At 73.2% G+C, this 24027-nt stretch carries 25 protein-coding genes; 8 read left to right on the forward strand and 17 right to left on the reverse strand.

The window, feature by feature from the left end; all coding sequences use genetic code 11:
* From AB0J06_RS24385 to AB0J06_RS24395, 3 genes are all read right to left on the reverse strand, one after another.
* Positions 1-1711 (reverse strand): helicase-related protein (locus AB0J06_RS24385; protein WP_357431664.1); only part of this gene is annotated, 1711 nt, incomplete at its 3' end.
* Positions 1712-1748: 37 nt separating this feature from the next.
* Positions 1749-2993 carry a DUF3459 domain-containing protein gene (locus tag AB0J06_RS24390; protein WP_357431666.1) on the reverse strand — a complete coding sequence of 415 codons (1245 nt, stop codon included), beginning with the start codon at positions 2991-2993 and terminating at the stop codon, positions 1749-1751.
* A 228-nt stretch (positions 2994-3221) separates the two neighbouring features.
* Positions 3222-4061: a SigB/SigF/SigG family RNA polymerase sigma factor gene (locus tag AB0J06_RS24395; protein ID WP_357431668.1), complete on the reverse strand. Its 840-nt coding sequence runs from the start codon at positions 4059-4061 to the stop codon at positions 3222-3224.
* 663 nt (positions 4062-4724) lie between these two features.
* Between AB0J06_RS24395 and AB0J06_RS24400 the strand changes: the two genes are divergently transcribed.
* Positions 4725-4856 carry a hypothetical protein gene (locus tag AB0J06_RS24400; RefSeq protein ID WP_357431670.1) on the forward strand — a complete coding sequence of 44 codons (132 nt, stop codon included), beginning with the start codon at positions 4725-4727 and terminating at the stop codon, positions 4854-4856.
* A gap of 81 nt (positions 4857-4937) precedes the next feature.
* Here AB0J06_RS24400 and AB0J06_RS24405 read toward each other — a convergent pair whose 3' ends face one another.
* Both AB0J06_RS24405 and AB0J06_RS24410 read right to left on the reverse strand, forming a co-directional pair.
* Positions 4938-5927 carry a pirin family protein gene (locus AB0J06_RS24405; RefSeq protein ID WP_357431672.1) on the reverse strand — a complete coding sequence of 330 codons (990 nt, stop codon included), beginning with the start codon at positions 5925-5927 and terminating at the stop codon, positions 4938-4940.
* A gap of 59 nt (positions 5928-5986) precedes the next feature.
* Positions 5987-6436, reverse strand: a complete 450-nt coding sequence (locus tag AB0J06_RS24410; RefSeq protein WP_357431674.1) for a MarR family transcriptional regulator — start codon at positions 6434-6436, stop codon at positions 5987-5989.
* Positions 6437-6580: 144 nt separating this feature from the next.
* Between AB0J06_RS24410 and AB0J06_RS24415 the strand changes: the two genes are divergently transcribed.
* Positions 6581-7123 carry a GNAT family protein gene (locus AB0J06_RS24415; protein WP_357431676.1) on the forward strand — a complete coding sequence of 181 codons (543 nt, stop codon included), beginning with the start codon at positions 6581-6583 and terminating at the stop codon, positions 7121-7123.
* A gap of 39 nt (positions 7124-7162) precedes the next feature.
* Complete coding sequence (locus AB0J06_RS24420) at positions 7163-7750, forward strand: DUF1684 domain-containing protein (RefSeq protein ID WP_357431678.1); 588 nt, start codon at positions 7163-7165, stop codon at positions 7748-7750.
* A gap of 59 nt (positions 7751-7809) precedes the next feature.
* On the opposite strand, the gene AB0J06_RS24425 is transcribed toward AB0J06_RS24420, so the two are convergent.
* Together AB0J06_RS24425 and AB0J06_RS24430 are read right to left on the reverse strand one after the other, a co-directional pair.
* Entirely contained in the window at positions 7810-8298 is a 489-nt protein-coding gene (locus AB0J06_RS24425; RefSeq protein ID WP_357431712.1) for a general stress protein, read from the reverse strand.
* A 184-nt stretch (positions 8299-8482) separates the two neighbouring features.
* Positions 8483-9841 (reverse strand): glycoside hydrolase family 6 protein, encoded by a 1359-nt coding sequence (locus AB0J06_RS24430; protein WP_357431680.1) that lies wholly within the window; start codon positions 9839-9841, stop codon positions 8483-8485.
* Positions 9842-10065: 224 nt separating this feature from the next.
* Between AB0J06_RS24430 and AB0J06_RS24435 the strand changes: the two genes are divergently transcribed.
* Positions 10066-10578: a metallophosphoesterase gene (locus AB0J06_RS24435; protein ID WP_357431682.1), complete on the forward strand. Its 513-nt coding sequence runs from the start codon at positions 10066-10068 to the stop codon at positions 10576-10578.
* Here the strand turns inward: AB0J06_RS24435 and AB0J06_RS24440 are convergent, their stop codons facing one another.
* The 4 genes from AB0J06_RS24440 to AB0J06_RS24455 form a co-directional block, all read right to left on the reverse strand.
* Positions 10579-11271: a hypothetical protein gene (locus AB0J06_RS24440; RefSeq protein ID WP_357431684.1), complete on the reverse strand. Its 693-nt coding sequence runs from the start codon at positions 11269-11271 to the stop codon at positions 10579-10581.
* A gap of 60 nt (positions 11272-11331) precedes the next feature.
* Positions 11332-12615, reverse strand: coding sequence for a cation:proton antiporter (locus tag AB0J06_RS24445; RefSeq protein ID WP_357431686.1), 1284 nt, complete (start codon positions 12613-12615; stop codon positions 11332-11334).
* A 112-nt stretch (positions 12616-12727) separates the two neighbouring features.
* Positions 12728-13408 (reverse strand): HAD family hydrolase, encoded by a 681-nt coding sequence (locus AB0J06_RS24450; RefSeq protein WP_357431688.1) that lies wholly within the window; start codon positions 13406-13408, stop codon positions 12728-12730.
* A 9-nt stretch (positions 13409-13417) separates the two neighbouring features.
* Positions 13418-15592, reverse strand: coding sequence for an ATP-binding SpoIIE family protein phosphatase (locus AB0J06_RS24455; RefSeq protein WP_357431690.1), 2175 nt, complete (start codon positions 15590-15592; stop codon positions 13418-13420).
* Positions 15593-15763: 171 nt separating this feature from the next.
* Between AB0J06_RS24455 and AB0J06_RS24460 the strand changes: the two genes are divergently transcribed.
* Positions 15764-16234: a hypothetical protein gene (locus AB0J06_RS24460; protein ID WP_357431692.1), complete on the forward strand. Its 471-nt coding sequence runs from the start codon at positions 15764-15766 to the stop codon at positions 16232-16234.
* A 142-nt stretch (positions 16235-16376) separates the two neighbouring features.
* On the opposite strand, the gene AB0J06_RS24465 is transcribed toward AB0J06_RS24460, so the two are convergent.
* Positions 16377-16595, reverse strand: a complete 219-nt coding sequence (locus AB0J06_RS24465) for a hypothetical protein (RefSeq protein WP_357431694.1) — start codon at positions 16593-16595, stop codon at positions 16377-16379.
* A gap of 190 nt (positions 16596-16785) precedes the next feature.
* Here AB0J06_RS24465 and AB0J06_RS24470 point away from each other — a divergent pair, with 190 nt between their 5' ends.
* The gene (locus AB0J06_RS24470) at positions 16786-17991 is read left to right on the forward strand and encodes an MFS transporter (protein ID WP_357431696.1); all 1206 of its coding nucleotides are present in this window, start codon (positions 16786-16788) and stop codon (positions 17989-17991) included.
* A 4-nt stretch (positions 17992-17995) separates the two neighbouring features.
* Here the strand turns inward: AB0J06_RS24470 and AB0J06_RS24475 are convergent, their stop codons facing one another.
* The 4 genes from AB0J06_RS24475 to AB0J06_RS24490 form a co-directional block, all read right to left on the reverse strand.
* Complete coding sequence (locus tag AB0J06_RS24475; protein ID WP_357431698.1) at positions 17996-18253, reverse strand: hypothetical protein; 258 nt, start codon at positions 18251-18253, stop codon at positions 17996-17998.
* Between the two features lie 139 nt (positions 18254-18392).
* On the reverse strand, positions 18393-18857 hold the full coding sequence (locus AB0J06_RS24480; protein ID WP_357431700.1) for an SRPBCC family protein: 465 nt from the start codon (positions 18855-18857) through the stop codon (positions 18393-18395).
* Positions 18858-18903: 46 nt separating this feature from the next.
* On the reverse strand, positions 18904-19311 hold the full coding sequence (locus tag AB0J06_RS24485; RefSeq protein ID WP_357431702.1) for a DUF2795 domain-containing protein: 408 nt from the start codon (positions 19309-19311) through the stop codon (positions 18904-18906).
* A 29-nt stretch (positions 19312-19340) separates the two neighbouring features.
* Positions 19341-20336: a YihY/virulence factor BrkB family protein gene (locus AB0J06_RS24490; RefSeq protein WP_357431704.1), complete on the reverse strand. Its 996-nt coding sequence runs from the start codon at positions 20334-20336 to the stop codon at positions 19341-19343.
* 170 nt (positions 20337-20506) lie between these two features.
* Between AB0J06_RS24490 and AB0J06_RS24495 the strand changes: the two genes are divergently transcribed.
* A complete protein-coding gene (locus AB0J06_RS24495) occupies positions 20507-20926 on the forward strand; it encodes a ChaB family protein (RefSeq protein WP_357431706.1) in 420 nt (139 codons plus the stop codon).
* 5 nt (positions 20927-20931) lie between these two features.
* Here the strand turns inward: AB0J06_RS24495 and AB0J06_RS24500 are convergent, their stop codons facing one another.
* On the reverse strand, positions 20932-22368 hold the full coding sequence (locus tag AB0J06_RS24500) for an aldehyde dehydrogenase family protein (RefSeq protein ID WP_357431708.1): 1437 nt from the start codon (positions 22366-22368) through the stop codon (positions 20932-20934).
* An 82-nt stretch (positions 22369-22450) separates the two neighbouring features.
* Between AB0J06_RS24500 and AB0J06_RS24505 the strand changes: the two genes are divergently transcribed.
* On the forward strand, positions 22451-24027 hold a 1577-nt coding region (locus AB0J06_RS24505; protein WP_357431710.1), incomplete at its 3' end, for an NAD(P)/FAD-dependent oxidoreductase.

Below are 24027 nucleotides of genomic sequence, written 5' to 3' on the forward strand. Positions count from 1 at the left end.
CGCGGTCCGCGGCGGCGACGGCGAGCCAGGTCGTCCCGGAGAGCGGCGACGCCGGCGCGAGCTCCGCGGCGGTGCCGCCGGCCATCAGGTACGTCCGGCCACCCGGCTGGCGCACCCGCGCCAGCCGCTCCGGGTAGGCCAGCCCCACCAGCAGCCCGGCCGTCAGGTCGTCGGGGAGCGGACGTACGACAGGGCCGTCCCCGCGTACCGCGTCGGCCAGTCGGCGCGCCTCGGTGCGCCAGCGCGTCGTCGCCGGGTCCGTGCCCGACCGCAGGCGACGCCAGCTCGCGACCAGGTCGTCGCCGGGTCCGCCGGCCGACTCCTCCGAGAGCAACGCCACCACCTCGGCGGCGCGGCGCGTCCCGAGCGACCGTGCGCCGTCCAGCAGGGCCCGCGCCAGCCGGGGATGCGTGCCGACGGCGGCGATCTCCCGTCCGCGTGCGGTGACCCGTCCCGCCACGTCGACCGCGCCGAGCGCGGCGAGCGTGCCCCGGGCGACCTCGAAGGGGGCCTCCGGCGGAGGATCCGGCAGCGCCAGCCCGGCGCCGTCCGGGGCGCCCCAACAGGCGAGCTGCAGCGCGAAACCGGTCAGGTCGGCGACCGCGATCTCCGGTTCGGCGTGCGGTGGGAGCCGCTCGTGCTGGGCGGCCGACCAGCAGCGGTAGACCCGACCGGGCGCCTCCCGGCCGGCGCGACCCGCGCGCTGCTCCGCGGAGGCACGGGAGACGGGAACGGTCACCAGCGCACCCAGCCCGCGGGCGTGGTCGGTGCGCGGCACCCGGCTCAGCCCCGCGTCGACGACGATCCGCACGCCGGGCACGGTGAGGCTGCTCTCGGCGACCGCGGTCGACAGCACGACGCGGCGGCGCGGCCCCGGACGCAGCGCCTCGTCCTGGCGTCGGCCCTCCTGCCGTCCGTGCAGCGGGACCAGCTCCACCGTGTCGCGAACGTCCGCGAGCCGGGTCGCGACGCCGGTGATCTCCCCGGCCCCGGGCAGGAAGACCAGCACGTCGCCGTCGTCCTCGCGCAGCGCCCGGCGGATGGTGGCCGCCACGTGGTCCAGCAGCCGGGGATCGACCCGCAGCCCGTGCGGGGCGTCGACCGGCCGCGGCGGCGGAGCCCAGGTGACCTCGACGGGGTGCAGGGCCGAGGTCGCGACGATCACGGGCGCGCCGGGGCCGGCGCCGGTCGGGGCGAGGATCGCGGCGAGCCGCTCGGCCTGCGCGGTCGCCGAGGTGGCGAGCAGGCGCAGGTCGGGACGGAGCAGCGCGCGGACGTCGACGGTGAACGCCAGCGCCAGGTCGGAGTCGAGCTGCCGTTCATGGCACTCGTCGAGCACCACCGCGGCCGTGCCGGGCAGCTCCGGGTCGCGCTGCAGACGCCGGACGAGGACGCCCGTCGTGACGACCTCGACCCGCGTCGAGGGACCGGTATGGCGTTCGCCGCGCACCGTGTAGCCCACGGTGTCGCCGACCTGCTCGCCGAGGAGCGCCGCCATCCGTCGGGCCGCCGCCCGTACCGCCACCCGGCGCGGCTCGGCGACGATGATCCGCCCGGTCAGCTCGCCGGCGAGCGCCAGCGGCACGAGCGTGGTCTTGCCGGTGCCGGGCGGGGCCACGAGGACCGCGGTGCCCGCGTCGCGCAGCGCGTCGGAGAGGGCGGGCAGGACGTGGCGGACCGGCAGGTCGACGGTGGCGGGATCGGGCAGCACCGGGCCAGTCTTCCGTAGCTCCGCTCGGCCGCGCCGATCAGTGCCGGTCGAAGCGACGGCCCACGACCACGGCCGCGCACTCGGCCGGCAGGTCCACCGCGTCGTGGGTCAGCGAGACCCCGGGTTCGGTGGCGAGCAGCACCCGGCGGGGTACGCCCGCGACGTTGACGCGCCGGGGCGTACGCCCCAGGTTGGCCACGACGACGCAGCTGCCGCGCCGGACGGTGAGGAAATGGTCCCCCTGCCGCACGTCGGTGCTCTTTCCGCACGCGGCGGTGAGCTGCGGCTCCTGTCGGCGCAGCGCGATCAGCCGGCGGTAGAGCTCCAGCATCCCGCGATGTGGTGGCGCGCCCAGCTCGGACCAGTCGAGCGGCGCCGGGTCCCCGTCGGCGGGCGCGTCACCCGTCGCCGCGTCCCACCAGGCGCGGGTGGGGGCGTTGACGCCGCGGCCGGCCGATGCCATGGCCGGCTCCGGGGCGGGTCGGTGACCGGGGGCGGCGGGACGGGCGGTAGACGACCACTCCTCGCCCATCCACACGATCGGGATGGCGGGCCCGGTGAGCAGCAGCGTCGCGCCGACCCGGCGCAGGCTGGGGGAGAGCGTGGCGGTGATCCGATCGTGGGCCGATCCGATGGCGCCGGCGTCGTGCGCCAGCGGATCGGCGGCGAACCGGCGGACCAGCACGGCGGCGAGGGACTCGAGCGAGGCGAAGTCGCCGCATCCCGCCGGGTCGCCGTGGTCGTGCGTGGCGGAGGCGGCGGGCACGACGAGCCGACCATCGTCCACTTCGGAGCCGGCGATGAGCGACAGCGGTCGACCGAGCTGCAGGGAGAGGACGGTCACCTCGGCGGCGAGTTGGGCGAGCAACCGGGTGGCGGCGGGGTCGGCCAGCGCGCCGCTGAGCTGGACGCGCAGCCCGTCGAGGTGATGCTCGCGCAACCAGCGCCCGACGGAGGCCAGGACCGCCTGCTGCGCGTGGTCGGAGCGCGGGTCGAGATGTTCGTACCCGACGTGCAGGATGACGCCGAGGCCGCGCGCGTGGCAGGCGTCGACGAACGCGGTGAGCCCGTGCGGCGTCTCGATGGGAAGCAGCTCGACCAGGTCGACGCCGAGTTGCACGAGGTGATCAAGGCGGTCGGCCGCGGCCGCGAGGGTGCCATCCGGGGTGAAGGTCCGCACCTGCAGTTGGTAGAGGACGCCGCCGGACAGCGCCCGCCCCGGCCAGGCCCCGTCGCTCGGCGCCGCGTTGGGCGGTTCCGCGGGGTGCCCCGTGCCGGTCACGCCGCTGCGCGCCGAACGGTCAGGTTGGCGGGCACGCGCATCTCACCCTCCGGATCGCCGTACGGCCGCGGTCGCGGCCCCGACACGGACAAACGTATGGGCATACGCCCACTCTAGCCATATGCCAACACACCGGACGGGCTGATTCCGCGTCCGATGTCAGATGTCGGCACGACGGCGGGCGGCCGGGTCAGTGAATGACCCGACCGCCCGTCGGTGCTCAGTGCCTCAGTAGTTCTCGCCGAGCTGCCCGCGCAGCTTGCCGAGTGCCCGGGCCAGCAGCCGCGAGACGTGCATCTGGGAGACCCCGATCTGCTCGGCGATCTGCGACTGGGTCAGATTGCCGTAGAAGCGCAGGGTGAGGATCTTCTGCTCGCGATCGTCGAGCGTCGCCAGCGCCGGTCCGAGCGCGACCCGCAGCTCGGCCAGCTCGTATTCGCCGTCCTCGGCGCCGAGCATGTCGCCCAGCTCCGTCGCCCGCTCCCCGTCGCCGGTGGGCGTGGAGAGGGAGACCGCGTTGTACGCGCGGGCGCCTTCCAGCCCTTCCAGCACCTCTTCCTCGGTGAGGCGCAGGTGGGTGGCGATGTCGGCGACCGTCGGCGAACGGCCGAGCGACTGCAGCAGCGTGCTGTTGGCCTCGGAGATGCTCAGCCGCAGCTCCTGGAGCCGACGCGGCACCCGGATGTCCCAGGTGCGGTCGCGGAAGTGGCGCTTGAGCTCGCCGATGATGGTCGGGATCGCGTAGCCGGCGAAGTCGACGCCGCGCGACGGGTCGAACTTGTCGACGGCCTTGATGAGTCCGACCGCCGCGGTCTGGGCCAGGTCGTCGGTCGGCTCGCCGCGCCCGCTGTAGCGGTGCGCCAGGTGCTGCGCGAGCGGCAGCCACGCCTCGATGGTGCGCGCACGCAGCGCCGCACGTGAGGGGTGGTTGGCGGGTAGCGCGGCCATCGCGTTGAGCAGGTCTGCGGCGCTGTCGGTGAGCGCCGTGGTTGCCGCCACCGGTGCTTCGGTCAGAAGCTCGGTCTGGGGCACTGTGGTCGCCGGCGTGCTTGTGGCGATCGCGGTCATGGTGGTCCTCCCTGCACCTCGTCCGCAAGATGACAAGTACGTCTTTCGCATGTGTCAGATCAGCGGTTCGACTCGAACCCTAGCCGTAACGGTTAGCAGAAGTCTAGCCGAAAGGACGATGGATAAAGCTCGCGTTATAAGACAAATACGGACATCTAACACGGAAAATCGGACCCAGGCGGCTATTCCCCTTCCCCGCGCGGCCGAAACGGGACGCTCAAGGACGCCGGGTGCGGGTGCGGACGGCCGACGACGCCGAACCGTCGGGCCGCCTCGTCGATACGGACGTAGCCGGCGATCAAGGGAATATCAATCCGATAGGTCATCGAACAATGTGAGAACGTCCGTATCGGTGGGAAGCGGAGTCGTCATTCCGCATCGACGGTAGGCGCGCGTGGCGGCCCGGGAGTGTACGTGATCACCGGGCTCGACGGACCCCGCCGGGGGGCACGCGAGGCACCCGCCACTGACCTGGTTTTGCCAGCTCCAGCTGGGTATCTCGAACTCCGGGTCGCCCCCCACGGACGCGGAACCGGTTTCCGCTTCTCCGTACGGCGGCCCGTGAGGTCGACGAAGCCCTCGTTCCGGAACGCGCCACGCGGCGCGCCGAGCCACCGCGCGTTCCATCCGCCATCTGTCGACGTACCCGCCCAGGAGGCCCCGATGACGACCGCTACCCCCGACCGGCAGCAGAGCTACGGTGTCCAGCCCGCGGAGAGCGAGCAGGGACTGCTGCTGACCATGCTCGTGATGGTGCTGCTCGGCGTACTGGGGATGTTTCTGGTCTCGTCGTGACGGGCGACCCCGCCCGCCGCCGGATCCACGTCACGGCGTCCCGTCCGGTCGACCGAGACGCCGTGAGCGCGTGTGGCGTGGTCAGCGCGGCGGCTGCTGGCCGTGGGAGTGCGGGACGCGCGCGGCGGGGACGGTGCCCAGCCGCCCGGCCTCATAGTCTTCGAACGCCTTGATCAGCTCGTCGCGGGTGTTCATCACGAACGGGCCGTAGTGGGCCAGCGGCTCGCGGATCGGCCGACCGCCCATGATGTAGAGGTCGAGTTGCGGGGTGTGTGAATCCTGTCGCTCGTCCGCGGCGAAGCGGAGCGCGTCACCCGGACCGTGCACGGCGAGCTGCCCGGTGTGGACGGGTCGGCGCTCGGTCCCGACCGTTCCCTTTCCGCCCAGCACGTAGACCAGCGCGTTGAAGTCGGCGCGCCACGGCAGGTCCACCTCGGCGCCGGGCTGCACGGTGACGTGCGTGATGGTGATCGGGGTGTGCGTCGAGCCGGGGCCCCGGTGCCCGGCGATCTCGCCGGCGATGATCCGCAGCAGCGCCCCGCCGTCCGGCGTGGTGAGCAGAGCCGACTCCTTGCCCCGGATGTCCTGGTAACGCGGGGCGCTCATCTTCGCGACGCGCGGCAGGTTGACCCAGAGCTGGAGTCCGTGGAAGAGCCCGCCGCTCATCACGAGGTGCTCCGGCGGAGCCTCGATGTGGAGCAGGCCACTGCCGGCGGTCATCCACTGCGTGTCGCCGTTGGTGATGGTCCCGCCGCCGCCGTTGGAGTCCTGGTGGTCGAAGATGCCGTCGATGATGTAGGTGACGGTCTCGAAGCCGCGGTGAGGGTGCCAGGAGGTGCCCTTCGGCTCGCCCGGGGCATAGTCGACCTCGCCCATCTGGTCGAGGTGGATGAAGGGATCGAGCTCGGGCATCGGCACGCCGGCGAACGCCCGGCGCACCGGGAACCCCTCACCCTCGTAGCCGCTCGGCGCGGTGATCAGCCGGCGTACGGGTCGGTATGCGGTCGCGGCGGGGTCCAGGCGGGGCAGGCGCGGCAGGACGAGCACGTCGTCCACGGTGATGGCGGGCATGGTTCCTTCTCTCAGCTCTGCGTGTGGTGGTGCGAGCGGGCCGGTGACGCGTCAATCGGTCATGTCGCCAGCCGCTGGCCGAGGCGCTCGAAGATTCGGTGGAGGCAGGCGACCTCGGCGTCGTCGAGGTCGTCCATGAAGTGGCCGCGCACCGCGGCGAGGTGATGGGGCGCGGCCTCGCGGAGCGCCAGCAGGCCGGTGGCGGTCAGCACGGCCTGGCTGCCGCGACGGTCCTCCGGGCAGCTCTCCCGCACGACCAGGCCGCGCCGCTCCATCGTCGTCACCTGGTACGTCAGCCGGCTCGGTGAGAAGACCAGCCGGCTGGCGAGCTCGCCCATGCGCAGCCGCTGCTGAGGGGCCTCGGAGAGCAGGACCAGCACGTGGTAGTCGGCGAAGCTCAACTCGCTGGCCTCGCGGAGATCGTCCTCCAGCGCGGTCAGCAACCGCTGGCTCGACTCGATGTAGGCGCGCCAGCACGCCATCCGCGCACTGTCCAGACTCTCGACCACCCGCCGAGACTAACACCGTTCAAAATTGAAATACATATTCCGTACGTCACTCATCTAGCCGTTCGGCTACGTCAGATGCTCGTCCTACGAGATTGAAACGTAAACCGCTCGCGGGTCGACGACCCGGGTGCGACACTGCCCGCCATGGAACCCGTCGAGCTCTCCGGGTCGGAGCTGCTGCTGCGCCCCTGGCGTCCCGCCGACGCGCCCGAGGTGCTGCGCGCGTTGCGGGATTCGGCGATCGCCCAATGGAACCCGGGGCCCGTCGGCGTCGACCCCGACCTCGACACCGCCCGCACCTGGGTCGCCCGGCGCGCCGACTGGTCCGACGGTGACCACGCCTCCCTCGCCGTCGCTGACCCCGGTACCGGCACCCTGCTCGGCTCGATCTCGCTGCACGCCATCAGTCCCGGGTCCGGCAACGCGTCGATCGGCTACTGGACCCTGCCCGCCGCGCGCGGGCGAGGTGTCGCCTCCGGTGCGCTCGCCCTGCTCACCCGGTGGGCGTTTGACACGCTCGGCCTGCACCGCATCGAGTTGTGCCACGCCGCCGTCAACGCCGCGTCGTGCCGGGTCGCGCAGAAGGCCGGCTACCCGCTGGAGGGGACGCTGCGCGAGTCCTACCGGTACGGCGACGGCCGGCGCTACGACGAGCACATCCACGGCCGGCTGGCCAGCGACGGCTGATCCTGGGCGGGGGAGCGAGCGAGCGGATAGCGTGGTCGAATGCACGATCTTGAGCTGCTGGACTGGCGCGAGCAGGTGGCCCGGCTCTACCTGTCGGACCGCGACCTGACCGAATTCCGGAACGCCCGCGACGCGCTGTTCGCCGCGCACCCGCAGTCGCCGATCCCCCCGGCCGAGCGTGCCGCGTTCACCGGCCTGCGGTACTTCCCACCCGATCCCGCCGCCGTCGTCGAGGTGCCGCTGCGTGCCGCGGAGGGGACCGAGACCATCGACACGGGCGGTCCGGACGGGATCGTGCGGTACCGCCGGATCGGGATCGCGGAGTCACCGTGGGGTCCGCTGACGCTGTGGTGGATCGAGGCGTACGGGGGTGGGCTCTTCCTACCGGTGCGGGACGGGACCAGCGGTCGGGAGACGTACGGCGGGGGCCGCTATCTCACCGACACCGTCAAGGGCACGTTCGGGCGCGGGGTCAGCGTGCTGCCCGGTGGCGGGGTGCGCCTCGATCTCAACTACGCCTACAACCCGTCCTGCGCCTACGACTCGCGCTGGGCCTGTCCGCTCGCGCCGGAGGAGAACCGCGTGGCGGCGCCGATCCCGGCGGGGGAGCTCAGCTTCCACTCCTGACCGGTCCGCCGCGCCGGCCACCCGGCTGTTCCGCCCGGTGGCCGGCTGACGCGTACGGGTCAGCGGGCGGGGGCGGCGTGCCGCCCGTCCATCCCGCCGAGGACCTGCCGGGCCCGGTCGGCCAGATCGGCGTCGATGTTGACCCCGTACTCGCTCGCCTGCAGGGAGCTGTAGGAGGTGAAGTCGCGGCTTCCGCGGGTCATCGCGTGGGCGACCGCCCCGAACACCGCGCCCCAGACGGCGCCGATCACCACCGCGGTGACGATGATGCCCAGCCAGTTGACCGCGCTGAAGATGCCGATCAGCAGTCCGATCAGCAGGCCGAACCAGGCCCCGCTCCCGGCGCCGGCGAGCGCCGCCCGGCCGGTCGTCATCCGCCCCAGCACGTCCTCGACGAGCCGGAGGTCGGTGCCGACGATGGCGGTCCGTTCGACCGGGAACTTGTTGTCCGACAGGTAGTCCACGGCGCGCTGGGCGGGCGCGTAGTCGGGGAAGGTGGCGACCGTGACCGTGGCGCGCCCCACCGCGCCGCCGTCGCCGCTCGGCATCGCGGCCGGACCGGAGATCGTGCCGGCGCGCTGCGTCCCGCTCATCGGGGTCCCCGCAGGGATCGAGGGTCTAGTCATAATTTGCCTCCTTTGTCATGACTGAGGTTCCCTGATCCCCGGCCCGATAACGCCTGCGCTGTGCTCCGTCGGCGCGGAGGAGGCCCACCGGGCCGGCGCGCGGTGGTCAGCCGCCACAGGGGGCGCCGTTGAGGGCGAAGCCGCTGGGCGGCGGCAGCGTGCTCCCGGTGTACGTGCCCTGGAAGCCCACGCTGATCGTGCCGCCCGCCGGCACTGAGGCGTTCCACTCCGCGTTGCGGGCGGTGAGTTGGCTGCCGGACTGGCTCCAGACGCCGTTCCAGCCGTTCGTCAGCCGCACGGTGGGTCCCACGGTGAACGTGAGGTTCCAACCCGTCGTGGCGGCGCCGCCGTTGCTGATCCGCAGTTCGGCGGTGAAGCCGCCGCTCCACTGGTTGGGGGTGTAGACCACCCGGCAGCCGCCGACCGGTGGGGTGCTCGGCGGGGTCGTGGTCGGCGGGGTCGTGGGTGGGGTCGTCGTGGGCGGCGCGGTCGTCGGTGGGTTCCCGGCCGCGATGGCCAGGTCGTACGCCCGCTGCGGCACGAACTGACCGGCGCCGGCGAGGCAACCGTCCGCCTCGCCGGGCAGCTTCACCCAGAGGTACGCGTCGACCTTCGCGTCGCCGGTCACGGTCGTGCTCGGGGTGCCGATCGCCCGACCGGCCGGGTCGCACCACTCGGAGCCCAGCGGCCCGTTGCCGTTGCGGCTGGTGTCGATCACGGCGGTCAGCCGGTTGACGCCGGTCGCCGCGATCACCGCCTTGACGTAGCTGGTCACCTCGGCGGTGGAGCGGTAGTTGGAGACGTTGCTGGAGATGCCGTCGGCGCTGTTGGCGATGTCGGCGCCGACCAGCCGCGACGCCATCTCGGCGGGGGAGTGCCACGCGGAGTGGCCGGCGTCGAAGTAGACCTTGGCCTGCGCCGAGCCGGCCTTGAGCTTCCTGCCCGCGTACGCCATCGACGCCTTCACCTCGGCCTGCTGCCCGGCGTTCATGCAGGTGCCCATCAGGGCGAGGACATCGGGCTCCAGGACGACGGTGGCGGGACGGCCACCGAGGCCGGCGGCGACCTGGTCGATCCACTGTCGGTAGCTGGCGTGGTCGGGGGCGCCGCCGGTGCTCGCGCCGCTGCAGTCGCGGTTGGGGATGTTGTAGACGACGAGGATCGGGATCTTCCCCGTGGCGGCGGCCGCGCCGACGAAGGCGTCGACCTGCCCGCGTACGGCGGCGGTGTTGGTCTGGGTGAACCAGCGGCCCTGCGGCACGTTCGCGATCCGGTCCCGGATGACGGCGGCGCGCGGGTCGGTGGGGTTGGCGGCGACCCAGCGGGCGGCGCTGGTGTCGGCGTCGACGTAGAACGCGGATTCGGCGGCCTCGGCGGCGCGCGGCTGCACCAGCCCGACGCCGACGGCGGTGGCCACCGCCAGCGTCGTGGTGGCGGCCGCGCCGGCCACGAGTGTTCTGCGCATGCGGAGCTCTCCTCCCGGAGCGGAAAAGATGGAAGGACTTCGATGGAAGCGCTCCCAAATACATCGACCACCGTACGGGTGTGTCGCCGATATGTGAAGTGCCCGTGGTCCCGGGCAGCCCGTGCGGCCGTGGACCCGCAACGGCACGGACGCGCAGCACTGGGGCGTGCCCTGACCCGTGACGGGGTGCGCCGGGCCGCGGCGCACCCCGCTACGGTGGGACCGTGCGACTGGTGGTGACCGCCGACACCCACGTGCCCAAGCGCGCCCGTGACCTGCCGGCTCCGCTCTGGGAGGCGATCGACGCCGCCGACGTCGTGCTGCACGCGGGCGACTGGGTGGACGAGTCGCTGCTCGACGCCGTGCAGGCGCGGGCGGAACGACTGATCGGCGTCCACGGCAACAACGACGGCCCCGCGCTGCGAGCCCGGCTGCCGGAGATCGCGCGGGTCGAGCTGGCCGGGCTGCGCGTCGCGATGGTGCACGAGACCGGGCCCGCGACCGGGCGGGAGACCCGCTGCGCGCAGCGGTTCGCCGGATGCGACCTTCTCGTCTTCGGTCACTCGCACATCCCGTGGGACACCGTCGCGCCCGGCGGACTCCGGTTGCTCAACCCGGGCTCGCCGACCGACCGGCGCCGTCAGCCGTACGCCACCTTCGTCACCGCGCAGCTGAGCGACGGGCGATTGACCGACCTCACCGTGCACCGGTTGCCCCCGCGGAGCGCGGCGCGTTAGTCAGCCGACGGAGCAGGTCTCCCGGCCGGCCCGCACCGCGGTCAGGAACGGGGCCACGGCGGCCCGGTCCGGCATCGTCAGGATCAACCAGGACCCGTCGGCGAACCGGAGCCGCAGGTAGCACGGTTCGCTGTCGATGTCGGGCGACTCGAGCTCCACCTCCCCGCGGGGAAACTCGGCGATCAGCACGAAGTTCCGGGCGCGGGCGGGGTACGCGGCCCGCTGGCGGGGACCGACCAGCGCGATCCGCTGCGGCGCCACCACGAGCAGGCGGCGTGGGTTGGGGCAGCGGTCGAACCAGCTCAGCAGAAGCTGCCCCGCCGCGCCGGCCCAGTCGCCGTCGAAGATCTGCTCGTCCCCGACCGCGCCCCACGTCGTCCGGAGCCGGGTGGCCCGCGCGCCCCGATCCGCGCGCGCCGCCTGCGCCCGCCGGCGTCGCCGGCGATCGTCGGGTGTCTCCATGAGCCGCCGCGCCAGCTTCTGCAGCAGCATCACCGGCAGCACGAGCAACGCCAGGGAGATGACGAGCAGTTCGAGCAGGCGTGGCCGTCCGGGCCTGAGTCGTCCGCCCCCGGCGGCCCGGTGCGTCTCCCTGGGGGGCCGGGGAATCCTGCCGTCCACTGTGCACCACACGGTCGGCGGGGACCCGGGAAAAAGTCTCGTCAACTCGTGGTGGGCCCGCCCGGACAGCATGCCGGGAAGCGTACCGAAGCGCGGCACGGCGCCGGGGCGCCGGCGGGCCTCAACGAGGCGTCACCGGGTCTCCTGGGCCAGCCCGGTCTGCGTGCCGTCGGTCCGCTTGTGCGCGCGGTCGAGCAGCTGCATCACCGGCGTCGCCGCGACGCCGTGCACCACCACGGAGACGAGGACGACGAACCCGCCGGCCGCCCAGACCAGATCGGCGTGCGGGAAGTGCGCGTGCCCCATCGCGTACGCCAGGTAGTAGAGCGTGCCGATGCCGCGGATGCCGAACGCCGCGATCACCCAGTGCTCTTCGCGGTACCCCGGCGCGCCCCACAGCGACAGCCACCCGGTCAGCGGACGGATCACGAAGATGAGCGCGAGACCGGCGACAGCCGCCTGCCACGTCAGTGGAGCGAGCAGGCCGGACACGACGGCGCCGCCGAAGAGCACCAACATGAACATCGTCAGCAGCCGTTCGATCTGCTCGGAGAAGTCATGCAGCACCTGGTGATAGTGGCTGGGCCGCTGGGCGCGGCGGATCGCGCGGGCGGCGATGAAGACCGCGAGGAAGCCGTAGCCGCCGATCAGCTCGACCACGCCGTACGTCAGGAACGAGGAGGCCAGCGCGAGAAAACCCTCGGAGTGCCGGGCCAGCCGCAACGTCTCGGAGTGGGTCCGGAAGAAGAGCCGGCCGAGCAGCCAGCCGATCGCGATGCCGCCCAGGATGCCCATGACGAGCTTGTACGTCGCGTCGACGGTCAGCCACCGCAGCAGCCACTGTTGCGGTGCGGCGGCCGTGCCGGCCAGCGCGATCGCCGCGTAGACGAACGGGAAGGCCAGCCCTTCGTTGAGTCCCGCCTCGGCGGTCAGCGCGAAGCGCACCTCGTCCTCGGAGTCCTCGACGTTGGTGGGCTCGCCCACCTGCACGTCCGACGCAAGCACCGGGTCGGTCGGCGCGAGCGCGCCGCCGAGCAGCAGCGCCGCGGCCGGCGCGAGCCCTGCCCACCACCAGCCGAGCAGCGTGACGGCGGCGACGGAGAGCGGCATCGCGATGACCTGCAGCCGCCACGTCGACATCCAGGTCCGCCAGTCGAGCGGCCGGTCGATCTTCAGCCCGGCGCCCATCAGCGCCACGATCACGACCACCGCGGTGAGGTGCGTGGCGAGCGTCGGATGGGCCAGCGGATCGGGGCCGGGCAAACCGGTCGGCAGGGCGAACACGATCATGCCGATCCCGAGGAAGACGATCGGCATGGAGAACGGACGCCGCTCCATCACCCGAGGCAGGACCCCGGCCAGCACCGCACCCAGCCCGATCAGCGCGTAGGCCAGGTCTGCCGGATCCCACGTCACCCGCCGCTCCCCGCCTGCCGTGTTGCTCCCCGCTCAGTTCACCAGGTCGGTCGGGGGCGCATCCGCAATCGGACGAACTTCGGTGCCGGGGAGCGGGGCGTGCCGGTGGAGATCAGGTCAGCGAGCCGATCGGCGACTCGTCGAGAGCGGCCAGCAACGCGGCCGGATCCTGGTAGACCGCCACCGCGCCGGCCTCCGTCAGCTCGGCGTGGCTGGTGCCGCCGCAGGTCACCGCCGCGCACGGAATGTCGAGCTTTCCGGCGGCGGCCACGTCCCACACCGAGTCGCCGACGAACACCACCCGGTCCGCCTCGAGGCCCGCGTCGGCCAGCGCCGCCTCCACGATGTCCGGCGCCGGCTTGCTCCGCTTCGCGTCCGACGACGAGGTCGCGCCGGTGACCACGTCGTCGGCGTCGAGCACGGCGCGTAGGGTGTCCAGCTCGCGGCCCGACGCCGAGGAGGCGAGCACCACCCGCAACCCCCGGCCGGCGCACGCGCGTAGCAGGTCGGTGGCGCCGGGGAGCGGCCGCAGCCGTGGCCAGTATTCGGCGTAGAGGCTGGTGTGCGCGGCGCGGAGCCGGTCGTCGTCGCCCCGGTCCCGGTCGGCGCCGAGCAGATGGTCGAGCAGGTTGTCCGCGCCCATACCGATCGCCCGGTGGATGCGGGCCATCGGTACGCCGTGGTCGGACTGGCGCAACGCCTCCCACCAGGCGACGGTGTGCAGGTAAGTGGTGTCGACGAGGGTGCCGTCGACGTCGAAGAGCACGCCGGCCGGCCGGTTCTGCATGGTCATGTCGCGCTACTACCCAGCCGTGGGCGGCGGGACGCGTGACGCGTCCGCCGGAAGTTCGCGGCCGGCCGGCATCAGGATCTCGAACCACACGGTGGAGCCGCGGACCGCTGGATCCGTGCCCCAGGCGTCGCTGAGCTCCTCGATCAGGCCGAGGCCGCGGCCGCGGCTGCTCAACGTCTCGGTCCGGGCGCGGGTGACCGCGCCCCGGGTGCCGCTGTCGGCGACCGAGATCAGCAGCCGCTCCGAACTCAGGTCGATCTGCACCAGAGCCGGAGTGCCGGCGTGCAGGAGCGCGTTGGTCGTCAGTTCGCTCGTGCACAGCACGGCCGGGCCGACCACCGACTCGGGCAGCTCCCAGGCGGTGAGCTGCGCGGTCATCCAGTGGCGTACCCGCCCCGGGGCGGTGGGTTCCGCCGGCATCTCCATCACGGCGGAGCGGCTGGGTGTGATCGCGTGCTCGATCGCGAGCACGGCCACATCGTCCTCCGTGGAGCCCGACACGGCCGCGGTGGCGAGCGCGCAGAGGGTCCGGGGGTCGCCACGGGGCGCCTCGCCGATGACCGCCGCGAGGCTCCGCATGCCGTCATCGAGCTCCGCGTCCCGCCGCTCGATCACACCGTCGCTGAAGAGCAGGAGCGTGTCGCCGGGGGACAACTGCATGGTCGCCGCCCGCCGCTGCCCGCCCAAGCCGAGCGGGGGGCCGGGCGGCACCTCGACGTAGTGCGCCCCGGCCCGACCGCGCCGCAGCAGCGGCGCCGGATGTCCGGCGCTGGCCAGGGTGAGCGACCCGGTGCGCGGATCGAGCATCCCGTAGAGAACGGTGGCGAAGAGCTCGTTCATCGCGGTCTCGTCGCTGAGGCTGCTCACCAGCCCGTCCAGCGCCTGCAGCACGGTGACCGGGTCCGGATCGGTGAGGGCGAGCGCGCGCAGGGCGGCGCGTACCTGCCCCATCAGGGCCGCTGCCCGGACATCGTGCCCGGCAACGTCGCCGAGGACCACGGCGAGCAGCTCGGCGCGCCCGCGGGCGGCCGGGAGGGTGAACGCGTCGTAGAAGTCGCCGCCGGCGGAGTTGCCGTCGACGCCCGGATCGTACCGGGCGGCGATCCGGAAGCGTGGCACGTCGGGCAGCCGGTGCGGGAGCATGCTCCGTTGCAGCAGCTGTGCCGTGCCGTGCTGGGTCTCGAACCGCCGTGCCCGCTCCGCGGCCTGGGCGACCAGCTCCGCCGCCGCGGTGAGCAGCGCCCGCTCGGCCGGGAGCCAGCCGTGCGCGGTCCGGTAGCCGAACGTCAGCGCGCCGCGCAGCGACGGGGTTAGCAGGGGCAGCGCGGCGAGCGCCCGGACCTTCTCGTCGTGGCGGTCGAGGGCGGTCTCCGCCAGCGGCTGCCCGTCGTCGGTGAATCGGGCGACCCCGCCGCCGGCCGCGGCGACCAGCGGCGCGGGGGAGTCGGCGGCCAACCGCCGCCACACCGGAGGCAGCCGTTCGTCCGCGTCGTCCAGCAGCTCACCCCGGACGCGGCGCACCACCCGCCACCCGCCACCGTCGTCCACCCCGAAGCTGACCTGGTCGAGGTCGAACGAGAAGAGCGCGTGGCGCAGCGCCACCCGGGCGACGTCGTCGAGGGTGAGCGTGCCGGCGAGCGCCGACGTGAGTTCACTCAGACTCTGCAGGCCCCGGGTCACCCCGGTCGGCTCCGTGACGACGACGCTCAGCGTGCCGATGATCCGGCCACTCGCGTCCCGGACGGCGGAGCACCCGCGGGTGAAGAAGACCTGTTCCGGCGCGTCCTGCCGGGTGGACGTCGCGCTCTCCGCGTCCAGATGGGACTCACCGGTGCGGTAGACCCGCTCGACGACGTCGCCCATCCCCTGCGTGTGCCACACGTCGGCGAAGGCGACCGGAGCGGGCTGCCCGAACGCCGCCGGGTGGCGCGTGCCGAGCAGGCCCGCGAAGGCGTCGTTGTAGACCATCGTGTGTTCGTCACCGAAGGTGAACGTCATGGCGACCGGTGAGGCGAGGACGAGGTCGATCACGGCGCGCAGCGCGGAGCCCCAGGTCTGCGGCGCGCCCAGCGGGGTGTCCTGCCACGGACGGGTGGCCGGCGGCATCGCCCCGCGTGGGGCACCGTTGCGGGCGGCGGGCACGGCGGAGGTCGTCGTGTGGATGTGGCCTGCCGCGCCTGGCATAACAGCAGAGTAACGGGCGACACCCGACCGTGTGTGATGAGGCCCCATCAAAGCCCTACTGCGGGTAATTCCCGGGCGGATCGCCTTTCTGTCGCCGAAACGGCACGGGCGCCGGTATGGATCGGGACGACAGCGGGTATGTGGCCGTCCATCGACCGTACGGGAGGGAACATGGCCGACGCCGGGGATGGTCCGGACGCTGCGCACCAGCGCCCCGCGGGGGTGGACGACGCGACCGTCCGGGCGCTGGGCAAGCTCAGCGAAGCCCTGGAGACGGTGGAGCGCGCCCGCGGCCACCTCTATTCGACGCACCAGTTGATCGGGCATGCCGACCTGATGCTCGACGAGGCCGTCGACCTCTTCCGCGCCGCCGGGCAGCCGGCGTTGGCCGACCGGATCGGGCGGGAACTGGTCGGCCGCAACGTCATCGCGGGGCGATGGACGTTCCAGATCGTCGAGGACTTCGACGACGGTTACTACGCCACGTTCCAGCGGTTGGACGCGCACGCCCGTGCGGAGCTCGCCGGGGGGCGGCGGCACCTCTACGAAGCCGAGATGAAGGAGCGGCGGCGGACCCACGGACGGCCCGGGCACGAGGCGCGCCCGGAGGGTGACCCGTCGGCGACGGCTGATCCTGGCTAGCAGCTGATCTTGCCCTCCGGAGGGCTGATCCTGGCTGACGCTGATCTTGCCTAGCTGGCCGGTCCCGGGTGTCGCCTGATCCTCGCGCCGGCTGATCCCGGCCGGCGGCTACTCCTGGCTGGTGACTACTCCTGGCTGGTGACTACTCCTGGCTGGTGCTGCGGGCGTCCGCCGGCTGACGGCGCATCGCGTCGTCGGCCAGGATGACGGTCGCGACCATGAGCGCCACGCAGACGCTGAACAGCCACGACTCGTCGGGGAGCAGACGGGCGGACACGGGAGCCTGCAGCGCGGTCAGCATGAAACCGAGCCATGCCCAGCGGCGCTGGCGCGCGGAGAGGAAACCGGGAGCCTGATGCATCCCGAAAGTCTTACTCGCCGCTCCGCCCGCGCCGTCAGCCGATCGGCCGATTCTGGGTGACCTGTCCGGTTTAGATGGACCCGAGCACGCGAGGGCGGATAACCCCGCTATCCCGTGATTGCGGTAACCGATCAACTCGCCGCGCGCCCCGGCGCGACCGGCACCGCGGCATCGGGAAGGATCGGCAGCTGTGTCGACCGCCCCCACCGCGCCGCGCGCATCGTTGCTCACCCTCGCCTACCTGGCCTTCATCAGCCTCGGGCTGCCCGACGGACTGATCGGTGTCGGCTGGCCCTCGATCAGTTCGGACTTCCACGTCCCGACCGCGGCGGTCGGACTCGTGCTGACCTCGGCCACGGTCGGCTACCTGACGTCCAGCGTGGCCGCCGGGTTCGCCCTGACCCGGCTCGGCGTGGGCGGGCTGCTGGCGGTCAGCACCGCGCTGGCCGCCCTCGCCCTGGGCGGCTTCGTGGCGTCGCCGGCGCTTGCGCTGATGATCGGGTGTGCGCTGCTGCTCGGTCTCGGATCGGGGGCCATCGACTCCGGACTCAACGCGTACGCGGCCGGTGCCTTCGGCCCCCGGCACATGAACTGGATGCACGCGTTCTTCGGCCTCGGAGTGGCGCTCGGCCCGCTGATCATGACCGGCGTGCTGAAGCTGGGGCTCTCCTGGCGCTGGGGCTACGGCACCGTGGCGGTCGCGCAACTGGTGCTCGCGTCGGCGTTCGTGCTCACCCTCCGCGCGTGGGGACGGCGTCGGGTCGGCGGCGCGGCGGCGCCGGGGGAGGCAACCCCGATCGCCGTACGGGGACGGGACACCCTCGCCCTGCCGGCGGTCTGGTTCGGCGTGCTCGCCTTCGCGGTCTACACCGCCATCGAGGTGGCCGCGGGGCTCTGGGCGTACCTGCTGCTCACGACGGGACGGGGGATGGGCGCGACCGCCGCCGGCATCTGCGTCTCCGGCTACTGGGCCAGCCTCTTCGTCGGGCGGGTGGTGCAGGGGGTCGTCGCGGAACGCCTCGGCACCGGGCGCGTGCTGGTCGGCAGCCTGGCCGGCATGGCCGCCGGCGCGGTCCTGGTGGCGGTACCGGGGCCGGCGTACCTGGCGGTCGCCGGCCTGGCGATCATCGGTTTCGCCGCCGCGCCGGTCTTCCCGCTGCTCACCCTCACCACCGCCGAGCGGGTCGGGCCCGCCCACGCGGACCGGACGATCGGTCTGCAGATCGCGGGCGCCGGCCTCGGCGGCGCGCTCATCCCGGCCGGGATCGGCCTCCTGCTCGGTGGCGACGTGGAACGGCTCGGCCCGGCCCTGACCGTGCTCTCGCTCCTGCTGCTCGCGCTCTACGCCGCGTCGGCCCGACGCCGGTCGTCGGCGGCGAGCCCGGTCGCGGCCTGACGGGTCAGTGCGGCCCGGTGCGGCCGGTGGTGGAGGGGCGGTAGCCCCGGTGCTCGTCCGTCGCGCCCCCGGCCCGTTCGCCATGCGCGCGGCCCGGCTCGCTCGCCTCCGCGCCGTGGCCGTACGCCTGCTCCTGACCGGCGTCGTGGCCGGTCACGTCGTCGAGCTGCCCGTCCTGCGCCGAGCTGCCCATGGCCCGCTCCAACTCGTGGAGGGGGAGCCGTTCCTCGTCACGCCAGATGCCGCTCTCGGTATCGCTCATGTCGAGGTTCCTACCCCGACGCCGGATCCACAAACGATCCCCGACGCGAGGATCCGACCGGTGGGGCGGGGCTGACATGCGACCGCCCCGGACACGGGTCCGGGGCGGTCGCAGAGGTGCGATCGATGCGCGGTGCGGTTTACGGCTGGGGCCGGGGGACCTCGCCGCGCCAGGCGCCCGTCTCATGCCCACCGCGGCTCTCGATGAACTCCTTGAACCGCTTCATGTCGCCCTTCACCCGCCGGTCGACGATGCCGAGCTTGTCGCCGGCCTGCTCCGCGATGCCCTCCGGCTCGTACTCGATCTGGGCGGTCACCCGGGTGTGCCGATCGTCCAGCCGGTGGAACGTGATCACGCCCGCCTGCTTCAGGCCCTCGGTCGAGGCCCAGGCCACCCGCTCGTCCGGCAGCTGCTCGGTGATCTTGGCGTCGAATTCCCGCGTCACCCCGGCGATCTCGGTCTTCCAGTGCGTCAGCGTGTCCGAGATCTGCCGGACCTCGCTGACGCCCTCCATGAAGTGGGGGAACTCCTCGAACTGGGTCCACTGGTTGTACGCGGTGCGCACCGGCACCGCGACGTCGACGTGCTCAGTAACCGTTCCCATCCTGGGCATCCTCCTTCGGGGGGTGGTGACAATCAGTGGTCGTCTGTCACCAGCGTTGTGTCTCGTTCGCGTGTCCCAGCGCGGCCCACACCTCGGACACCGTGTCGAAGGTGGTGTTGTCGGGCAGCCGGTCGAGCTGCGCCAGGATCTCGTCGGGCGCGTCGTTCTCCTCGGCGTTGAGCCGCAGCGTCGCGCGGTCACCGGGGAGCGCGGAGAGCGTGATGTAGCGCCCCAACTGGCTTCGCTGCTCGACCTCCTCACTGGTCATGCCCTGGGGCACACCGGTGCGGTCGCCCGGCGGGACCACTGCCGCGCTCGGCTGGTCCTCGCCGGCCGGCTCCGCCTCGTGCCACTCCTCGGCGCGGGCGCCCGCGGTGCCCTGCACCGTGCCCCGCACCTCCGCCACCATCGCGTCGTCCATCCGCGGACCGTGTTTGCTGTTGCCCCGTTCCATGCCTGTTTGGCTACCCTCCGTCCACTTCGCTAAACCTGCGGATCGCCCGGTCGGTCGTCCTCGGCCGGGGTCTTCGGGGGCAGCGGCGTCTCCGGATCGGCGTCCCCGGACTGGATGGCCCGGTACCGCTGCAGATCGGCGTTGACCTCCACCCCGAGCAGCACCGCGCAGTTGGAGAGGTAGAGCCAGACGAGGAAGGCGATGATCGCCCCGAGGCTGCCGTACGTGGCGTCGTAGGAGCCGAAGCTGGCGACGTAGAAGCCGAAACCGACCGACGCGAGCGCCCAGACGAGGAGCGCCACCGCGCCCCCCACGGTCAGCCAGCGGAAGCGGGGCTGCTCCACGTTCGGCGCGAACCAGGACAGCAGCGCGAGGACCAGCATCATGACGGCGACGAGCAGCGGCCACTTCAGTACGCCCCACGCGGTCCGGGGCGCGTCGCCGAGGTGCAGGGCGTCGCCGACCGCGTCGGCGACCGGGCCGCTGACGATGAGCCCCGTCGCGACGACCGCCAGCAGGATCAGCGCGAGCGCGGTGATGACGAGTTGCTGCGCCCGCAGCTTCAGGAAGGGGCGCCCCTCGGTCACGCCGTAGATCGCGTTCGCGGCGCGGCTGAACGCGCCGACGTAGCCGGAGGCCGACCAGAGCGCGCCGAGCAGACCGAAGCTCAGCAGCACCTTCGCCGAGCTCTGCTGGTTGACCACCCCGTTGATCGCGTCCACCACGCCCTGGTTGCCCACGACGGAGCCGGCGCCGACCTGACGGGCCAGTCCGATGATCGTCTCGACCGTCTTGCTGCCCTGCGAGACGAGCCCCACCAGCGCCACGATCACGATCAGCGCGGGAAAGAGGGCCAGCACGGCGTAGTAGGTCAGCGCCGCGGCCCAGTCCGTGCAGTTGTGCTTCATGAAACCCTGCACGCTGTGGACGGCCACGCCGCGCCAGGTCGAGAAGGTGAGCTGGCGCAGGTGCGTGGGGCGCCGGCGCGCGGAGAACCGGGTGGCCGGGCGCGTCGTCGATGGCATGGGTGGCCTCCTGGCTGCGGGCGCCGCCGGGTCTGGCACGCCACGCGATGTGTTGACAACACCGGCTACCCGGCGGGCCAAATCGAGAAACACCGTGCCGGGCCGGTTTGGGTCCGCGGGTGCCGGGCACCGTTTCGGGATCACCACGACCAGACGACAGGAGGCACACGATGCCGGAACCCGACGATATTCCGAGCACGTTGCGGCGATCGCCCGAGAAGGCGCAGGAGACCTGGAAGAAGACGCACGACTCGGCGGTCGGCACGTACGGCGAGGGGGAGCGGGCCCACCGCACCGCGTTCGCCTCGTTGAAGCACTCGTTCGAGAAGGTCGGCGACCGCTGGGAGCCGAAGGAACGCAAGGGTCCGAGCGATCCGCAGGCCGAGCGGGGCGCGCGCCAGGAGCGGGGCCCGACGGCCGGCGGGGTGGACGTCAACGCGTCCCGGGACCACCTGGAGGAGGTCGCCGGGGAACTCGACATCCCCGGGCGGTCGTCGATGAAGAAACCGGACCTGGTCGACGCGATCGAGAAGGCCAACCGGCGGGCGACGGCCGAGGCCCGGGAGGTCGAGAAGGGGCGCGGCCGGTAGCCCCGCTACCAGTGCGACTCCGGGCCGCCGGGCGGTTCGATGTGCACCGCCTTCGTCACCGTCAACTCATCGAGCAGCTCCGGGCCGTACCCGAAGCCCTGGCCGCTGCCGCGGCGCGCGTGCGCGGCGCCGCCCGGTGCGCCGCCGAACGCCGCGTTGATCTTGACTGTGCCGACGGGCAACTCCCGCCAGGCCCGCTGCGCGTTGCTCATCGAGGCGGTGAGCACCGTCGCCGCCAGGCCGTAGGGGGAGACGCCGGCGCGGGAGAGCGCCTCGTCGAAGGAGTCCACCACCATGACCGGCGCCACCGGACCGAACGTCTCCTCCCGCATCACTGCCATGTCATCGGTGCAGCCCGCGAGCAGCGTGGCGGGATAGAACGCCCCCGGCCCCTCCGGCACGACACCACCGCACAACACGTTCGCCCCGTCCGCGACCGCGGCGGTCACCTGCGCGTGCACCTGCTCCCGGTGCCGCCGGTCGACCAGCGGCCCCAGCTCGGTGTACGGGTCCCGCCCCGGGCCCACCCGCATCTCGCCGCAGCGCTTCACGAGCGCGCCGAGGAAACGTCCGGCCAGCGACCGGTGCACGTAGATCCGCTCCACCGCGACACAGACCTGTCCGGCGTTGCTGAACGCGCCGATCGCGGCCTGCTCCGCCGCCCAGCGCGGGTCCACGTTCGCGTCGACGATCAACGGATCGCTGCCCCCGTTCTCCAGCAGGACCTTCGTGTCGTTTCGGGCGCACGTCGCGGCGATGGCGCGACCGGTGGCCGTCGAGCCGACATGGGCGACGAGATCCACCTCCTGACCGGCGAGCGCCGCGCCCACCTCGCCGTCCCCGGTGAGCAATGACAACACCCCCTCCGGCAGGTGCTCCGCCAGCAGCCGGGCGAGCAGCCAGCCGGTGGCCGGGGTGCGTTCGCTGGGCTTGTGCACGACCGTGTTGCCGGTGACCAGGGCGGCACCGAGCAGACCGCAGGCGACCGCGACCGGGTCGTTCCACGGGGTGATGGCGGCGACTACGCCGCGCGGCTCGTAGGCCATCAGGTCGATCGCGTCGTTGCCGCCGGCCAGCGTCCGCCCCCGGTGCACCGGTCCCAGTTCGGCGTACTGGCGCAGCGTGCCGATCCCCGCCTCGACACCGCCACGGGCGCTGCCGATCGGCCGCCCCATCTCCGCGGTCTGCAGGTCGGCGAGGCGGTCCGCCTCGGCCTCCACCGCGTCCGCGGCCCGGCGTAGCGCGCTCGCGCGGTCCGCCGCCGGCGTGCGCGCCCAGCGGGGCGCCGCCTCCCGCGCCGCCTTCACGGCGGCGTCGACGTCCGCCGGCGTCGCCACCGGCGCGTCGCTGACCGGCGTGTCGTCGGCCGGGTCCAGGACCGTCAGCCGACGGTCACCACCCGCGACCCACGCGCCGCCGATGAGCTGTTCCACCTCGTACATGCGGCGCAGCATGCCCGACGTCCGGAACGTCAAACGCGCGTCGTTTGTCGCCCGGCAACCGGGGCAGGAGAGAATCGCCAGCATGAACGGGGTAGACGCGGTGGTGGTCGGGGCGGGGCACAACGGTCTCGTCGCGGCGAACCTGCTCGCCGACGCGGGCTGGGACGTCGTGGTGCTGGAGGCCACCCCGCAGGCGGGCGGCGCGGTGCGGTCGGCGGAGGTGACCGCGCCCGGCTACCTGAGTGACCTCTACAGCTCCTTCTACCCGCTCGCGGCCGCCTCACCGGTGCTGCGCCGGCTGGCCCTTGACGAGCACGGGTTGCGCTGGCGGCACGCCCCCGACGTGCTGGCCCACCTGCTGCCGGACGGGCGGGCCGCGGTGCTCGGCCACGACCCGCGGACGACCGCGGCCTCCGTCGGCGAGTTCGCCCCCGGCGACGACGAGCGCTGGCTGTCGGCGTACGCGGAATGGCGTGCCCTCTCGCCGCGGCTGCTCGACGCCCTCTTCACCCCGTTCCCGCCGGTGCGCGACACGCTGTCGCTGTTGGCGCGGCTGCGCACCGCGGGGGCGCTGCGGCTGGCCCGCAGAATGGTGCTCCCCGTGCGCGCGCTCGGGCGGGAGCTCTTCGCCGGGGAGGGCGGCGCCGTGCTGATGGCCGGCTGCGCGCTGCACACCGACCTGTCGCCCGAGGACGCCGGCTCGGGGGTGTACGGCTGGCTGCTGACGATGCTCGGACAGGAGATCGGCTGGCCGGTACCGGAGGGCGGCGCGCAGAAACTCACCGACGCGCTCGTGTCCCGCCTCCGGTCGCGCGGTGGCCGGATCATGTACGGCGCCCGCGTCGAGCGGATCCTGGTCGCCCGGGGCATCGCGATGGGGGTGCGTACCCTCGGCGGCCAGACCTGGCGCGCCCGGCGGGCCGTCCTCGCCGACGTGCCGGCGCCCGCGCTCTACCTCGACCTGGTCGGGCCGGCGTGGCTGCCGCCCCGGCTCGTCGAGGATCTGGCGCACTTCCGCTGGGACGGCGCGACCGTGAAGCTGGACTGGGCGCTCTCCGCGCCGATGCCGTGGAAGAACCCCGCCGTCGCCGGTGCCGGCACCGTCCACCTCGGCGCGGATCTCGACGGGCTCACCCGGTACGCCGCCGCGCTGGCCCGCGACGAGCTGCCGCGTGACCCGTTCCTGCTGGTCGGGCAGATGACCGTCGCCGATCCGACCCGATCGCCGGCCGGCACCGAGTCGCTCTGGGCGTACACCCACCTGCCGCACCGGGCCCGGTGGAGCGCGGAGGAGATCGCCGGACACGTGGAGCGGATCGAGGCGGTGCTGGAGGAGCACGCGCCGGGCTTCGGCCGGCTCGTGCGCGGACGGCACGTCGCCGGTCCGGCCGACATGGAGCGGGACAACCCGAGCCTGGTCGGTGGCGCGCTCGGCGGGGGCACCTCGGCCGCGTACCAGCAGCTCTTCTTCCGGCCGGTGCCCGGCCTCGGCCGGGCGGACACGCCGGTCGACCGGCTCTTCCTGGCCAGCGCCTCGGCGCATCCCGGTGGGGGAGTGCACGGCGGCCCGGGCGCGAACGCGGCCCGCGCGGGGCTGGCCCGCGACCGCGCGGGGAGGGGGGGGGGCTACGCGGCGGCGGGGGGCCCCGCCCCGCGCGC

The organism is Micromonospora sp. NPDC049679 (genome assembly GCF_040659735.1).
Classification (GTDB): Bacteria; Actinomycetota; Actinomycetes; order Mycobacteriales; family Micromonosporaceae; genus Micromonospora_I.

Bases quoted from the DNA above. Each gene is read 5' to 3' on its own strand.
- AB0J06_RS24395 (WP_357431668.1), bottom strand. From the start codon at position 4,061: ATGACCGCGATCGCCACAAGCACGCCGGCGACCACAGTGCCCCAGACC.
- AB0J06_RS24400 (WP_357431670.1), top strand. From the start codon at position 4,725: ATGACGACCGCTACCCCCGACCGGCAGCAGAGCTACGGTGTCCAGCCC.
- AB0J06_RS24405 (WP_357431672.1), bottom strand. From the start codon at position 5,927: ATGCCCGCCATCACCGTGGACGACGTGCTCGTCCTGCCGCGCCTGCCC.
- AB0J06_RS24415 (WP_357431676.1), top strand. From the start codon at position 6,581: ATGGAACCCGTCGAGCTCTCCGGGTCGGAGCTGCTGCTGCGCCCCTGG.
- AB0J06_RS24420 (WP_357431678.1), top strand. From the start codon at position 7,163: ATGCACGATCTTGAGCTGCTGGACTGGCGCGAGCAGGTGGCCCGGCTC.
- AB0J06_RS24425 (WP_357431712.1), bottom strand. From the start codon at position 8,298: ATGCCGAGCGGCGACGGCGGCGCGGTGGGGCGCGCCACGGTCACGGTC.
- AB0J06_RS24430 (WP_357431680.1), bottom strand. From the start codon at position 9,841: ATGCGCAGAACACTCGTGGCCGGCGCGGCCGCCACCACGACGCTGGCG.
- AB0J06_RS24440 (WP_357431684.1), bottom strand. From the start codon at position 11,271: ATGCTGTCCGGGCGGGCCCACCACGAGTTGACGAGACTTTTTCCCGGG.
- AB0J06_RS24450 (WP_357431688.1), bottom strand. From the start codon at position 13,408: ATGACCATGCAGAACCGGCCGGCCGGCGTGCTCTTCGACGTCGACGGC.
- AB0J06_RS24455 (WP_357431690.1), bottom strand. From the start codon at position 15,592: ATGCCAGGCGCGGCAGGCCACATCCACACGACGACCTCCGCCGTGCCC.
- AB0J06_RS24460 (WP_357431692.1), top strand. From the start codon at position 15,764: ATGGCCGACGCCGGGGATGGTCCGGACGCTGCGCACCAGCGCCCCGCG.
- AB0J06_RS24465 (WP_357431694.1), bottom strand. From the start codon at position 16,595: ATGCATCAGGCTCCCGGTTTCCTCTCCGCGCGCCAGCGCCGCTGGGCA.
- AB0J06_RS24475 (WP_357431698.1), bottom strand. From the start codon at position 18,253: ATGAGCGATACCGAGAGCGGCATCTGGCGTGACGAGGAACGGCTCCCC.
- AB0J06_RS24480 (WP_357431700.1), bottom strand. From the start codon at position 18,857: ATGGGAACGGTTACTGAGCACGTCGACGTCGCGGTGCCGGTGCGCACC.
- AB0J06_RS24485 (WP_357431702.1), bottom strand. From the start codon at position 19,311: ATGGAACGGGGCAACAGCAAACACGGTCCGCGGATGGACGACGCGATG.
- AB0J06_RS24490 (WP_357431704.1), bottom strand. From the start codon at position 20,336: ATGCCATCGACGACGCGCCCGGCCACCCGGTTCTCCGCGCGCCGGCGC.
- AB0J06_RS24495 (WP_357431706.1), top strand. From the start codon at position 20,507: ATGCCGGAACCCGACGATATTCCGAGCACGTTGCGGCGATCGCCCGAG.
- AB0J06_RS24500 (WP_357431708.1), bottom strand. From the start codon at position 22,368: ATGTACGAGGTGGAACAGCTCATCGGCGGCGCGTGGGTCGCGGGTGGT.